Raw genomic sequence first — 14,120 nt, 5'->3', positions numbered from 1 at the left:
AGTTCCACTTATTCTTAAAAGATAATAAAAAGAAATTCCCGTACCAGCTGGTCGGGAATTGTAATAGTAATAAATTTTAATAAAAATTAATCAATTAAATCTAGTTTTCCGCCGGCTAAACTATTAATCCTTATTAAAGATTCTATACGAACCCCGGATTCCCTTAGCTGCTGGCCGCCTCCCTGGAAAGCCTTTTCTATTACTATGCCTATACCTACCAATTCAGCATTGGCCTGTCTAACCAGCGATGCCATACCTCGCAAGGCCTCTCCCCTGGCAAGGAAATCATCTACGATAAGGACTTTATCATCACTGGTTATATATTGCTTAGCTACAAAGACATCTACTGATTGATTTTTAGTGAAGGAATAGATATTTGATGAATAATAACCTTGCTCTAGGGTTGATGGTCTTTGCTTTTTTGCAAAAAGCAAGGGAACCTTTAAAGCCATGGCTGTGGTAAGTCCCACTGCTATGCCAGAGGCCTCAATAGTTAATACCTTCGTTATTTCCTGTTTGGCAAACCGTCTAGCAAATTCATGGCCAATTTCTAACATTAAATCAGGGTCAACCATATGGTTGATAAAGGAATCAACCTTTAAGATATGGTCTGATATTATCTGTCCATCTTGTTGAATTTTTTCTTTTAGAAGTTCCACACCTATTCCTCCAATTTAACGTTCCTCACGATCATAATGCAAGCCTAAGGCACCTGGTGCTCCAACCCTATTTGCCAAGGCCTTACGTGTAACGATAATAAGAACAACTATGGTAAAAATATAAGGAAGCATTTTAAGGAAGAAGGATGGAATCATAATACCCATTGCCTGGGCACGGAAGCCCAGAGCGTCGATCCCCCCGAAAATATAGCTACCAAACATAGCCCTCACGGGGTTCCATGTGGCAAATATAACCAAGGCTACAGCTATCCAGCCTCTTCCTGCCGTCATATGCTCCAGCCAGGTTGGGGCATAGGCAATGGAAAGATATGCTCCTCCCAAACCGGCCAGCATACCGCCCATAACAACATAAATATACCTGACCCGATAAACACTAACCCCAAGGGAATCCGCAGAGGCAGGATTTTCACCCACTGCCCTTAAATTAAGTCCTGCCCTGGTTTTATAAATTAATAGCCAAAGAACAGGAACTAAAATATAGGATAGGTAAACCAGCGGGTCCTGCTGAAAAAATATTGGTCCAAGGTAAGGAATGTCCCCCAAAATGCCCAGACTCACTGGTTTAAAGGAATTTTCAAGGGGTATCCCGATGAAGGGTTTGCCAAGGAAACCAGACAAACCTGTCCCAAACAGGGTCAATGCTAAACCTGTAACAACCTGATTGGCCTGCATGGTTACCGTTAAGAAAGCATGAATTAATGCCATCAAGCCACCAGCCAGCATAGCCCCCAAAACACCAATCCAGGGGTTGCCAAAGCTTATGGCAAAGGCAAATCCGCTAACTGCACCAACCAGCATCATACCTTCAACCCCAAGATTAAGGATTCCAGATCTTTCAGTTAATATCTCTCCAAGGGCGGCAAATAAAATTGGGGTGCCTGCAGTGATGGCGGTGGCCATAATAATGATGATAAAACCTTCCTGCACTGGTTACACCTCCACCTTTGATTTGCTCTTTGCTACTAATTTAAATCGGTTAAAATATTCTCCCCCTAGAACAAAAAATAGCAGGGCACCTTGAATCATGGAAACAATAGCAGCAGGTACTCCACTAGACTGCACACTGTAACCGCCCACCTGTAATGCTCCCAACAACACAGATACCACAATAATTGTAAAGGGATTTAATTTAGCTAGCCAGGCCACAATAATTGCTGTGTAGCCATAGCCTGGACTTATACCCTGCTGCATTCTTTGTGTGATGGCTGATACTTCAGCCATACCGGCCAACCCTGCCAAGGCTCCACTAATAAACATTACAATCAATATGTTCTTGGTAATACTCATGCCGGCATAACGTGCCGCCCTAGGACTTTCACCTATAACTGTCACTTCGTAGCCCCACCGGGATCTTCTCAGCACATACCATAGAACTACTGCTATGATTAGGGCAAAGAGCAAGCCTAAATGAACCCTGGTGTTACCTAAAGTGGGTAATATGGCAGCCGGTTCAAAATGGGCACTTAGTGGAAAATTCATACCCTGGGGATCCTTCCAGGGACCAAAGACCAGATAGTTTACCCAGAGGATTGCCACATAGTTAAGCATCAGGGTGGTAATGGTTTCGTTTACACCCAAATATGCCCTGGGAATACCAGGGATTAAACCCCATAGTCCACCGAAAAACATGCCTACTAAAATCATTGATGGCATCATTATATAGGCAGGCAGATGGGGGAAGCTTAGAGCTACCCATGCCGCACCAAAGGCTCCCATGTAAAATTGTCCCTCAGCTCCGATGTTCCAAAGCTGCATCCTAAAGGCGATTGAAACACCAAGTCCACACAGCATAAGGGGTATGGCTTTAACCAGGGTCTCAGATATACCGTACTTTGAGCCAAAAGCCCCTTGAAACATTCCGCTATAGACTGCAAATACCTGCTGCAGGCTGATACCCTTGGGGGATGATAAACCATTAATATAAAGAAATATGGCACCGGTTAATAAAGCGAGAATAATAGCGGTAAGGGGTACTAAAAATAAACTTGCCTTGGAGGGGGCCATTCTGCGCTCAACTCTGATCATGATACCTTTTCCCCTCCTAACTCTGAGCCTAACATCATTAAACCAATCCTTTCAGGCTCAGCCTGTTCCACTGGAAGAATCCCCATCAAGGTACCCTTATATAATACTCCAATACGATCGGATAGCTTTAATAGCTCTTCCAGGTCCTCGGAAATTAAAACAATTGCCGCACCTTTGCTGCGTTGATCCAACAGCATTCTATGCACTGCTTCCGCAGCCGCAATATCCAAACCCCTTACAGGATAAACGGCAACAATAACTCTAGGGGAAGATGCCAATTCCCTCGCCAGCAAAAGCCTTTGCAGGTTACCACCCGACAACATTTTAACCGGGGCATTTAAACCTGTTACCTTTACATCAACTTCCTTGATAAGCTTCTGCGCATATTCCTTTGCCCGCCGCCGATTAATAAGCGGACCCCTGCCCAGCCAGGGTCTTCTGTATTCTTTAAGAATAAGATTATCTATTGCTCCCAGGTTGGGCACCAATCCGGACCCCAGACGATCTTCAGGAATATAACTGACTTTCTCATCAATAATCTGAAGGGGTGTAAAGTTGCTAACCTCTTTGTCACCAATAATTAGGCGGCCCTTTGTAACTGCCCTTAACCCCACTATGGTTTCTGCCAAATCCCTTCGTCCGTTACCGGCGATACCGGCAATACCAAGTATTTCTCCCTCTTTTACAGTTAGTGAGATATTACTTAGCCCTGCCCGTTCACCGTCACCGGCTGCAGAGACTTGATCCAATATTAATACGTCGTTACCTAATTTGGCAGGGTTTCTCTTTTGTGGCATGGTGATGTCCTGACCCATCATAAGTCTGGCTAGCTCACGCTCATCCACCTGACTTCTTTCCCTGGTGGCAATGGATTTACCACCTCTTAAAATAGTTACCCTGTCGGCAACTTCCATAACCTCATTTAATTTGTGGGTGATTAGGATAATAGATTCACCCATCTCGGTCATTTTTCTAATAACCTGAAACAGTTCCTTTGCCTCTTGGGGCGTTAAAACAGCAGTAGGCTCATCTAATATCAATAGTTTTGAACCCCTGTATAGCATTTTGACAATTTCCACCCTCTGCCGTTCAGCCACTGAAAGCTGCCATAGTTTTGCAGAGGGATCTACCTCAAGCCCATATCCTCTGGACAGGTCTCTAATTTCATTTTCAACGCTTTTAGCATTCACTAGAAACTTTGACTTATGACTGCCTAAAATCATGTTCTCAGCCACTGAGAAGGTTTCCACCTGCTTAAAATGCTGGTGAACCATGCCAATTCCAGCATCAATGGATTCCCTGGGTGACTTAAAGCTATACTTTTGTCCTGATATGAATATTTCACCTGAATCAGGACGATAAAGGCCCGATAAAACGGACATAAGGGTGCTCTTTCCGGAACCGTTTTCACCAAGTAAAGCTAGTATTTCACCCTTCTTTACCTGTAGGTCAACCCGGTCATTTGCCAGCACCCCAGGAAACTTTTTAGTTATTTGTTTCATTTCTACCAGGAAATCGGTAGTCAAGTTGTTCTCCCCTTAAATTTTGCTGCTGGCAGGAAACCTGCCAGCAGCCATTGGATTTTTTATTTAGGAATAGTTCCGTCTACGCCTTCAACAAACCAGTCGAAGGATAACATATCTGCATCAGACATAACCTGACCGGCAGGAACCTTTTCTTGTCCACTCTGGTCTTTGATAGGTCCGGTAAATACGTCCCATTTACCTTCTAAAATTTCTTGTTTCTTAGCTTCTACCAATTGCTTAACTTCGTCGGATACCATTGGACCATAGGGAGCAAGACCTACGATACCGTCAGACATTGGACCCCAGTATTGATCGCTCTTCCAGGTACCTGCTTGAATGGCCTTTACAGTATCAACATAGTAGGGACCCCAATTCCAAACTGCGGAGGTTAGAACAGCCTTAGGAGCCATGCTGGCCATATCACTGTTGTAGCCAATACCAAATTTACCCTTTTCCTCAGCAGCCTGCATAGGTCCAGGAGTATCCTGGTGCTGGGTAATTACGTCAGCCCCTGCTTCCAGTAAGCTCTTAGCAGCTTCTTTTTCTGCGGCAGGATCGTACCAGGTGTTGGTCCAAACAACCTTAACCTTAGCTTCGGGATTTACTTCCCTAACACCCACTGTAAAGGCGTTGATACCACGAATTACTTCGGGAATAGGGAATGCGGCAACATAGCCGATGATATTGCTCTCGGTTTCCTTACCAGCCATTAAGCCTGTGAGGTAGCGAGCTTGGTACATACGGCCAAAATAAGTTCCTGCATTCTCAGCAGTTTTATAACCGGAACAGTGTAAAAACTTCACATCGGGATATTTCTGAGCTACTTTAATAACAGCATCCATGTAACCAAAACTGGTTGCAAAAATAATCTTGTTACCCTTCTCAGCCAGCTCTGTTAATACGCGCTCACTATCTGCACCTTCGGGAACAGACTCAATATAGGTTGTCTCGATACCGGGTACTTCCTTCTCAAGGAATATCCGGCCAAGATCCTGTGCATAAGTCCAACCACCGTCACCAATAGGCCCAACATAAATAAAAGCTATTTTTAACTTCTCATCGGCAGCATCTTTCTTTTCTTCAGCCTTTTGCTCTCCACCACCACAGCCTATTACAGCTATGGACATAACCAGCGCAAGAGCAAGACCAAGCATTCTCTTTAATGTAAGCTTCACTTATCTATACCCTCCTCAAAAATTAAAAAAATAAAGGCCAACCAATGGAACCCGACTTCATCCCTCCTTAATAAAATCAACAAATAGATAATAAATTGGTATTCAATAAAACGGCATGAAATCCTGCCTACTCGACAAAAAATTAGTTTTACATTTCAGTGCAGAAACTGTCTAGCTTTCAGACAGATGTCAGTGTATCTTTAAAAAAATATTCTTTTTTTGGAATAGTTTTCATATTTTCTGATAATACTCTAAAGGTAAAGCTTTAAGCTTCATTAAATCTGAGGAGGAAATAAATTTGCAAGGCAAGGTAAAATGGTTTAATGCTAATAAGGGCTATGGCTTCATCGAAGCCGAGTCAGGAGCAGATGTATTCGTTCACTATTCCGCTATTCAGACCGATGGATACCGCAGTTTAGAAGAAGGTGAGCCTGTTGAGTTTGAAATAGTAGAAGGAAATCGCGGACCCCAGGCTGCTAACGTTATAAAGCTCTAATAGTTTAGAGAACAAAGCATTATTCCCAAACAAAAAAAATCCGGTCAAAACCGGATTTTTTATTTTTATCTGAATATGATGGTAAGGTGAGGTGTTCATATATGTCAATCTGCCCATATTGTCAAAAAGAAATGGACGCAGGGTTTGACACCTGCCCCCATTGCGGTGTTACTATGACTTATTTATACAAATGTAATCGTTGTGAGCAGGAATTTGCTGCCACCGGAATTTTAAGATTCTGCCCCCTGTGCGATGCAGACCTTACGGATCAGCTTAATTAATGGGTGCCAAGCAAGGTCCTCATCTCAGGACGTATATAATATACATCCTTTGCCGAAACCTGAACCAATTCCCTTTCCGGGTATCTCAAAGCAGTCAATGCGCCTCCTGTTGCACAACCAGTATCAATATTAATGGTATTATTTTTAAACTCAGGTTTTTCCACTGGAGTATGCCCATAAACTACAAGGGCCTTCCCTTTATAATTTTTAGCCCAATCCCTACGAATAGGAAGTCCTTCTTGAGTAACCTCTCCTGTGGGATCTCCATATAGGCAGAAGCTCTCTATTCTTTTATTTATTTTTCCCATCATATTTTCTTTGATCCCTGCGTGTGAGACCACTAATTTGCCATTGTCTAAAATCAGATAGGGTGAGGCTGCTTCAAAGAATGCTTTAAACTCTCTTGAAAAGTCCTCCCTTTGCACTGAACTAAGCAAGTCTAACTCCTCAACTGTCTTTTCCAGACCATGTTTTACCTGGACTTTTCTACCCAGCAAATATCTATATAGCTTGTTACAGTGATTTCCTGGCACATATAATGAACTTCCCCTATGAGTCATTTCCATGACCAGCTTGATACTTTTTAGGCTGCGGGGTCCTCGATCCCCAAGATCACCTAAAAACAATGCCCTTCGACCATTGGGATGTCGATATCCTGCTCCCTCTGCTTGATAGCCCAATTTTTCCAGCAGCATTTTCAATTCGTCAAAACAACCATGAATATCACCAATAATGTCAAAGGGTCCCTTTTCTTGCTTCTGATTAAACCGCAAAGGTTATCACCCCTGTCACCACACCGGGATAAATATCACATACTAAAAGAAATCCTCATCATCCTCTTCTTGCTTTAGCCAGTCAATAACCGGATCATAGCCTATGAGACCTACGGTGGCGGTTTTTACCCCCAGTAAAGTCATACCTTTCCCCAGTAGAGATTTTTTAAAACTATCAGAACGTCCCAACCCTGTAAAAGCAATACCTCCCACAACGCTTAGGATTCTTTCAGTGGAATTCATATTTTGCCTCAATTTGTTCACCTCCATTTTTATTATGGTCTGTGAACTGAATTGTCTATCAACGAAATATTTGTCATTAACTCCAATAATCTCTTCATTGGCCTAAATTGGCCATCTTCACAATTTGGGCAATACATTAAATGGACACAACATTCTTCTGTATAGCCTTGATAACCATCCTCATAAATTGCTTGTTCTTCATAGGCGCTATAGGGATCATAAAAGTCCTGAATTATGCCCATATCTTTCAACTCCTGCCCACAATTGGGGCAGCTCATAGTTACTTTAAAAAGTCCATTACATAATATACAAACCTTATCCAAGGAAAACACCTCGTTTATTACCTTAATGTTGTTATTCTCTCCTTGCCGAGGTGATTTATGTTCTAATGGGCCTTTAAAAGTTCCTCGACACAAAGCCAGCAATTTGTGATCAAGGCTTTAATATCATTGTCTGAGGCATCTTCAACATGAATTCCAGCCACCACTACCACTGTCTGATTAAAATGTTTAGCGATTTTTTCTGCAATTGGCTTAGCCAATTCATCTTCTTTATGCCCTAAAAGGGGAAGTACGCTGGAATTGCAGCTTATCTGGTAATCCTTCTTTAAACTGGGCCTCGGCAGGGTTAAAACCACCGCACCTATATGGGATTTATCACCCCCATATAATTGACAAACTAGACCGTCATCAGAGAAGGTAGCCTGCAATTCTATTTTTAAAGAACCTTCACCCGCAGTGAATATATGATTCTTTACTGACATGGTTACTCCTTTCTGCAATGGGAGCAATGGGGCACTGCTATTTTCCCACCCATTTGTTTCTCTAGTCTATCTATACCTGTCCATCTGGATAGGGCAAAGGTTACAATTAAAGCTAAGATTAATCTCCCCAATATGATAACTGTTCCATCAGCCCCAATTGCAATGAACAATCCCGTATCCTCAAATACTGAGTGAAATAATACCAAAAAGATATTGATTAAGAATAAATCCCGCCAATTGAGGTAGCCGTTTTTGGCACTATCAATAATGAATCCTGCCCCGTAGGATAATCCGAAGGTTAGTCCCACAAGAATTGGAAAGGCCCCTTCCTTAGGCAGCCTATAAATTCTCATTACAGGTTCCAGCCCTTTGGCCGCCCTTTCTAATAAGTTCATATCTTTGGCTATTTCCATCAACAGCATTAGCGGAATTATGATTAACGCCATCTTAAATACACTTTTAAGACTCCCTGTTAAAGCCACCTGTAAAAATTCAAGCCAATCCATATAATAACCTTCCATTTTTTCAATTAATTATAAGATTATATTAAGTACAACCCCTGAAATCAGACACAGAATAAAACGACCTCCCCCAATCAGCCAGGGATTGATCCCACATTTAGCTGCAACTGCACTTTCAATAAAAATTGTATGTGAAAGCAATAACATCATGGATATAATAGTAGTTTCCCTAGAATCTAAACTAAGGGAGGCCATAACCCCCAGGGCGGCATATAAATTTAACACATTCCCCATCACTATCGCCAGTGCTGCCTCGCCTGGCAGTCCCACCCATTTCATAAAAGGGGAACCTAAAGAGGCAATTTTGCCCAACAGGGGTGTAAAGCTCAGAAATGTTACCGCCACGTAAATTGGAACCACCACCTTAGATAATGTCCAGGTGGTGGAAAGTCCTTTATTTAATCCTCGTTTAAAGGTGTCTACAGTGACCATGTTCTTCCCCCTAAATCAATACCCTGTTGTCCCCAACCCTACGGGTTAACCTTTCTCTGTCAAAGGTCTCTAAAAGAGGAAGGGCATATTTTCTGGAAGTGTTTAGTAGATCTCTGGTTTGTCCAACAGATATTTCCTTATTCTCCTTTAAAAAATTAACAATTTTAGTTCGGGCCTGTTCAAAGCTATGGCTAGCCAGATATAGCTCCTCATCTACCAATTTGACTACCAGGCCTTTTCTAAGGAGGTATTGCAGGTATTCCTGGGCTTCAGATTCCTTCAGTCTATGCCCTTTAGCAATCTCTGTCCAAGAAGGTGGCTGAAGGCTTCCATCCCGAAGGGATTTAAGTAGTGAATCAACAGTTCGCTGATATTTATCCGATAAATCCCCCTGAAAGGACGAACTGGATAGTGTCTTTTCAAAAAGCTTAATATATCCATCTGATTCCATAGCTTGTAACAGATATTGAAAGTTCTTTGTATTTATTTGAGAAAACTTCCTGGAACGCAGTTCCTCCCTAGGATAACCTTCCCGCAAGGGATGCTCTTGATGATAGACTTCTGCCATATTTTTGACTTCCTGACCCCATTGGTGATAAACATATCCCGAGACATATAAATCTTTTTTATCTGTAGGTATTATTTTTATATTCCCTTCAACCAATAGCTTTTCTGTTCCTTGTTGTATATCTTCTTCAGGAAGGTTTAGTGCCAGGGCTAACTCTTCAAGGGTGAATAGAACCTGTTTAGCCGACAACAGTTGTTCCACCAGTTCGTCTGGCTCTCCCATCTCCTTAGTAGCTATAGCCTCAAGAACCTCTGGCCGAAAGCGCTTGTGCTTAGAGGCATTGGCATCTATAACAGTTCCCCCGCCGATGGTTCTCATTGGAGAGTAGGAGCGAATAACAAAGCGATCTCCTTTACCAGCAATGGCCTCATCCTCTAATTCCAATTGGGCATAAACTTCCTGACCTGGCTCCAATTCATCCCTGTCTAATAACCTAATCCGTCCTAAAATTTCATCAGTACCCAGGTACATACGAACCCTGGCCCTATTTTTAAGCGGTTTTTCCGTTCCCTCCAAAAGCAAAAACTTAACATCCATTCTGTATGATGGCTCAACGCTTTTTGGTGCCACCACTACACTGCCCCTGGTTACCTCATGAACCTCTAAACCTGAAAGATTCACTGCAGTACGCTGTCCGGCCCTAGCCTGTTCAACCTTCTTTCCATGCACTTGTATTGAGCGAACCCTATAGACATTGCCCTGGGGCATGACTTCAACGGCGTCTCCTACTATAATCCTTCCTGATAGAAGGGTCCCGGTGACAACAGTACCGAATCCGGTGACTGAGAAAACCCTATCCACCGGCAATCTTAATTTTCCTGTACTAGTTCTTTCTTCTGTATCTTCCACTGTTTTATCGATCACAGCAAGGAGCTCGGAAATACCTTGACCCGTGGTGGAGGAAACTGCCATTAGAGGTGCTTCTGCTAAAACTGTTCCCTTTATAAAATCCCGGACCTCCTCCTTTACCATCTCCAGCCACTCATCATCCACTAAGTCCGCCTTTGTAATAACTACAATTCCCTTTTTAACCTGCAGTAGTTGAATAATGTCAACATGCTCCCTTGTCTGGGGCATAACTCCTTCGTCAGCAGCAATTATCAGTAGAACTAAATCAATTCCACCAACTCCTGCCAACATATTCTTAATAAATCTCTCATGTCCAGGAACATCTACAATACCAGCCTGCTTGCCGCTGGGCAGCTTTAGCTGGGCAAAGCCCAGTTCAATGGATATACCCCGTTCTTTCTCTTCTTTAAGCCTGTCTGTCTCAACACCAGTAAGGGTTTTGATCAGTAAAGTCTTGCCATGATCAACGTGACCGGCGGTACCAATAATGATATGCTTCATTGTTTAGGTAACCTCCCCGGTGTTAATTACCTTGGCCATAACCTCAGCCAACATGTCCAATTCTCCTTGCTGAACAGTCCTTAAGTCCAATTGAAACTTGCCCTCCTGAACCCTGGCCACAACAGCAGGCTCACCCATTCTTAAATTAATTGCTAATTTATCAACGGACATATTTTCTGGCAGGCAAGATAAAATTATAGTGGGTAACTGAGCAGTAGGCATTGAGCCACCGCCAACCTGAGAAATACCTGGCATTATTTGGAGCTCTGCAGGAACATTCAATCTGTTTCGCAACTTTTTTTGTAAAGTACGGGCTCTCCTTTGAATGATATCTATCGGTTCAGTGAGCATCCTTAGGGTAGGAATATTTTGCAATGCCCTGTGGGAATCTAGATACTCCCTTAAGGTGGCCTCCAAGGCGGCCACTGTGAATTTATCAATTCTCACTGCCCTGGTCAAAGGATTTTTTTTCATTTTTTCTATATAGTGTTTCTTGCCCACGATGATGCCGGCCTGGGGTCCCCCTAATAGTTTATCCCCTGAGAATGTTACAACATCTGCCCCCGCCGCAACCGTTTCCTGTACACTTGGTTCTTTTGGCAGGCCATACTTGGCTAAGTCAACCAAAAACCCACTACCCAGATCTGACATGACTGGAATTTTATACTCGCTACCCAGCTCCACCAGTTCTTCTACCGTTGTCTCCCTGGTAAAGCCCACTATACGATAATTACTGGTATGTACATGTAGTAGTAGTGCCGTTTCACCAGTAACTGCAGAACGGTAATCCCTGGGATGGGTTTTATTAGTGGCACCCACATCAACTAATATGGCACCACTTTGTTCCATAACCTCGGGTATTCTAAAGGACCCCCCAATTTCCACCAGCTGCCCCCTGGAGACAATTACCTCTTTTCCCTTAGCCAGGGTGCCAAGGGCAAGTAAAACAGCAGACGCGTTATTATTTACCACCAGGGCTGCCTCAGCCCCGGTAAGTTGAATGAGCAATTCTTCCAGTGGTTCATACCTTGAGCCCCTCTTGCCCGACTCCAAGTTCATCTCTAAATTACAATAGTTCGAGGCCACACCTATGGTGGCTGTTTTGGCAGATTCAGCTAACAAGGCCCTTCCTAAATTTGTGTGTAAAACCACACCTGTACCATTGATTACTCTACGCAGATTTGGTCTGGCAGACCATTTAATTCTATTAATAGACTTTCTTAATACAACATCAAAAATTTCTTCAGATGTTCCAGTATACTCTCCATCTAATATTGAACATCTAAGTTCATCAATGGATGACCGGATACTGTCCACCACAATTTTTCTTGGGTTATCCCTCATTAATTCAATAATTCGAAAATGCTGGAGAAGCTCATCTACCTTTGGTAGATCTCTTAATAATGATTTATCCACTGATAAAGCCATAATTTCCTCCATAGGATTATTTTCACTATCCTCTAACATTATATGGTACTAAATATATAAAAAGCAACTAATCCAAAGACTAGTTGCTTTCCTTTATATTGGTGGAAATATTCATGTTTTTAATAAATTCCTTTTCAGCATAGTCCAGGTGAATGAACATAGCATTCCTTGATCCCTCAATGTTTCCAGCTTGGATATTATTAAAAATCACTTCATGTTGCTCATATAAATTTTGTGGTGTGCCAAGTGTAAGATACATTTTCTCTCTAATAGTCACCATTTCTTTTTTCATGGTTTCGGAGATGGAATTCATTAGTCTGTTGAGTAGTGAATTATGTGCTGCGTCTGATAATGCATAGTGAAACTTTATATCCGCCACATCTCCCAGGCTGCCACCTGCTATGTCCTTTTTCATTTGCACCAGCCAGTGCTTCATGTTTTTTAAATCCTCTTCGGTTCTGCGCTGGGCTGCTAAAGCAGCGGACTCCACTTCTACTATTTTTCTTAATTCCATTAGTTCAAATATTGTATCTTTTCCAGTCAAAACGGCCAAGGACATGATATCATTCATGGCCTTGGTGCCCATCTCCCTAACGAATGTCCCTTCACCAGGTCTAATCTCAATTAAGCCAATGGCCTCCAGTGCCCTGTATGCTTCCCTAACTGCCGATCTTCCAACCTGCAGACGTTCAGCCAGCTCCCTTTCAGGTACAAGTTTATCCCCTGCATTTAATTCACCAGACGTTATCATTCCTTTGATTTGTTCTACAATTTCTTCATATATTTTTTTTGCTTTGATGGGCTTAAACTTCATTATGCAGCACTCCAAACCTAAGTTTTTAACAAAGATGATATAATTCTAGTGAATTAACGTTCAGGCATTAGGAGTCCTATGTATCATTCAGTGGACTGATGGTATGATCATACCAACGACAAATTATCCTAATATTTTAATAATACTGTAAGTAACAAGCAGTTGTAAATATATATTTGAATATTAGAAGTAACTTCTAATTACTCTGGTTCATTTCCTTAATTAATTCTGTATAAAGCTCCGGCCTGCGTGACTTTAAATAAAAGCTATTGGCCATGGTAGAAGATTGTTGTCCTCTTATTTTATTAATTTTATCGGACCTTAGATCAACCAAGAGCATTGATTCCTTACCATTAAAATCCTCAGCCAGTACATTCCCTTTAGGATCTAGGACAAGTGCTCCCCCGCAAAAGTTTCCGCCTCCACCATCTTCTCCAACCAGATTGCAGGCTGCCACAAACACTGCATTATCATATGCCCTGGCAGCTAGATACTTTAACCATATGCCCCTACGATCACCCACCACCACCGGAGAGGCATGTGGCGCAAGCACCAGTTCTGCACCCCTCAGGGATAGTATTGCAGTCATTTCAGGGAAATGCATATCCCAGCAAATCTGAATGCCAAATTTGACCTTAGTATGATCAAAGACCTTAAAATCGCTGCCTGGAGAATAATAAGGCTTCTCACTATTGCCCAGATGAGTTTTTCTATACTTCTCAACCACTCCCTTTGGCTGAACCACCAGTTGGGTAATAAATGGCTTTCCATCATCATTGCATTCAGCTAATCCAACTACAATAACAATATTATTTTGAGCAGACATTTCCATTAGAGGTCGGCTTACATCGCCAGCCTCCAGATTTACTGCTATTTTTTTCGCTATATCTCTACCATAGCCCGTAATACACATTTCTGGGAAGCAAATAATATCAGCCTTCTCACCTGCCGCTTGATTTACATACCCATTTATTTTTTCTAAATTTTCCTTTACACCACCTAGCTTGGACTCCATCTGAACTAAGGCAATCTTAGTATCAAGCAA

17 protein-coding genes are annotated in these 14,120 nt (G+C 42.3%); 2 read left to right on the top strand and 15 right to left on the bottom strand.

The window, feature by feature from the left end; all coding sequences use genetic code 11:
* Nucleotides 1-86: 86 nt before the first annotated feature.
* From P6N53_RS01800 to P6N53_RS01780, 5 genes are read right to left on the bottom strand one after another with little or no spacing between them, the layout of a single operon-like run.
* On the bottom strand, nt 87-659 hold the full coding sequence (locus P6N53_RS01800) for a xanthine phosphoribosyltransferase (protein WP_304540682.1): 573 nt from the start codon (nt 657-659) through the stop codon (nt 87-89).
* Between the two features lie 15 nt (nt 660-674).
* Nucleotides 675-1,580, bottom strand: a complete 906-nt coding sequence (locus tag P6N53_RS01795; RefSeq protein ID WP_373322971.1) for an ABC transporter permease — start codon at nt 1,578-1,580, stop codon at nt 675-677.
* 30 nt (nt 1,581-1,610) lie between these two features.
* On the bottom strand, nt 1,611-2,705 hold the full coding sequence (locus P6N53_RS01790; RefSeq protein ID WP_304540679.1) for an ABC transporter permease: 1,095 nt from the start codon (nt 2,703-2,705) through the stop codon (nt 1,611-1,613).
* Nucleotides 2,702-4,231 (bottom strand): ABC transporter ATP-binding protein, encoded by a 1,530-nt coding sequence (locus tag P6N53_RS01785; RefSeq protein ID WP_304540678.1) that lies wholly within the window; start codon nt 4,229-4,231, stop codon nt 2,702-2,704. The genes P6N53_RS01790 and P6N53_RS01785 overlap by 4 nt, the downstream gene beginning before the upstream one ends.
* A gap of 59 nt (nt 4,232-4,290) precedes the next feature.
* A complete protein-coding gene (locus P6N53_RS01780; RefSeq protein ID WP_373322970.1) occupies nt 4,291-5,385 on the bottom strand; it encodes a BMP family ABC transporter substrate-binding protein in 1,095 nt (364 codons plus the stop codon).
* A gap of 319 nt (nt 5,386-5,704) precedes the next feature.
* Between P6N53_RS01780 and P6N53_RS01775 the strand changes: the two genes are divergently transcribed.
* Nucleotides 5,705-5,902 (top strand): cold shock domain-containing protein, encoded by a 198-nt coding sequence (locus P6N53_RS01775; protein ID WP_441315715.1) that lies wholly within the window; start codon nt 5,705-5,707, stop codon nt 5,900-5,902.
* A 101-nt stretch (nt 5,903-6,003) separates the two neighbouring features.
* Nucleotides 6,004-6,183 (top strand): double zinc ribbon domain-containing protein, encoded by a 180-nt coding sequence (locus P6N53_RS01770; RefSeq protein WP_304540676.1) that lies wholly within the window; start codon nt 6,004-6,006, stop codon nt 6,181-6,183.
* Here P6N53_RS01770 and prpE read toward each other — a convergent pair.
* The 10 genes from prpE to P6N53_RS01720 form a co-directional block, all read right to left on the bottom strand.
* Nucleotides 6,180-6,956 carry a bis(5'-nucleosyl)-tetraphosphatase PrpE gene (gene prpE / locus P6N53_RS01765; protein WP_304540675.1) on the bottom strand — a complete coding sequence of 259 codons (777 nt, stop codon included), beginning with the start codon at nt 6,954-6,956 and terminating at the stop codon, nt 6,180-6,182. The two genes, P6N53_RS01770 and prpE, sit on opposite strands and share 4 nt — an antisense overlap.
* 42 nt (nt 6,957-6,998) lie before the next feature.
* Entirely contained in the window at nt 6,999-7,220 is a 222-nt protein-coding gene (locus P6N53_RS01760) for a hypothetical protein (protein WP_304540674.1), read from the bottom strand.
* 11 nt (nt 7,221-7,231) lie between these two features.
* On the bottom strand, nt 7,232-7,441 hold the full coding sequence (locus tag P6N53_RS01755; RefSeq protein ID WP_304540672.1) for a hypothetical protein: 210 nt from the start codon (nt 7,439-7,441) through the stop codon (nt 7,232-7,234).
* Between the two features lie 143 nt (nt 7,442-7,584).
* Nucleotides 7,585-7,962 carry a prenylated flavin chaperone LpdD gene (gene lpdD, locus P6N53_RS01750; RefSeq protein WP_304540670.1) on the bottom strand — a complete coding sequence of 126 codons (378 nt, stop codon included), beginning with the start codon at nt 7,960-7,962 and terminating at the stop codon, nt 7,585-7,587.
* Between the two features lie 2 nt (nt 7,963-7,964).
* Nucleotides 7,965-8,468, bottom strand: a complete 504-nt coding sequence (locus tag P6N53_RS01745) for a nucleoside recognition domain-containing protein (protein WP_304540668.1) — start codon at nt 8,466-8,468, stop codon at nt 7,965-7,967.
* A 27-nt stretch (nt 8,469-8,495) separates the two neighbouring features.
* Nucleotides 8,496-8,915 carry a nucleoside recognition domain-containing protein gene (locus tag P6N53_RS01740; RefSeq protein WP_304540666.1) on the bottom strand — a complete coding sequence of 140 codons (420 nt, stop codon included), beginning with the start codon at nt 8,913-8,915 and terminating at the stop codon, nt 8,496-8,498.
* 10 nt (nt 8,916-8,925) lie between these two features.
* Nucleotides 8,926-10,833, bottom strand: a complete 1,908-nt coding sequence (selB, locus tag P6N53_RS01735; RefSeq protein ID WP_304540665.1) for a selenocysteine-specific translation elongation factor — start codon at nt 10,831-10,833, stop codon at nt 8,926-8,928.
* Between the two features lie 3 nt (nt 10,834-10,836).
* Complete coding sequence (gene selA / locus P6N53_RS01730) at nt 10,837-12,261, bottom strand: L-seryl-tRNA(Sec) selenium transferase (RefSeq protein ID WP_304540663.1); 1,425 nt, start codon at nt 12,259-12,261, stop codon at nt 10,837-10,839.
* A gap of 79 nt (nt 12,262-12,340) precedes the next feature.
* Nucleotides 12,341-13,075 carry a FadR/GntR family transcriptional regulator gene (locus tag P6N53_RS01725; RefSeq protein ID WP_304540662.1) on the bottom strand — a complete coding sequence of 245 codons (735 nt, stop codon included), beginning with the start codon at nt 13,073-13,075 and terminating at the stop codon, nt 12,341-12,343.
* 196 nt (nt 13,076-13,271) lie between these two features.
* A complete protein-coding gene (locus tag P6N53_RS01720) occupies nt 13,272-14,120 on the bottom strand; it encodes a nitrilase-related carbon-nitrogen hydrolase (protein ID WP_304540660.1) in 849 nt (282 codons plus the stop codon).

The organism is Desulforamulus aquiferis, from assembly GCF_030577015.1.
In the GTDB taxonomy this organism is placed as follows: domain Bacteria; phylum Bacillota; class Desulfotomaculia; order Desulfotomaculales; family Desulfotomaculaceae; genus Desulfotomaculum; species Desulfotomaculum aquiferis.
This window is presented reverse-complemented; position numbering and strand designations above follow the sequence as displayed.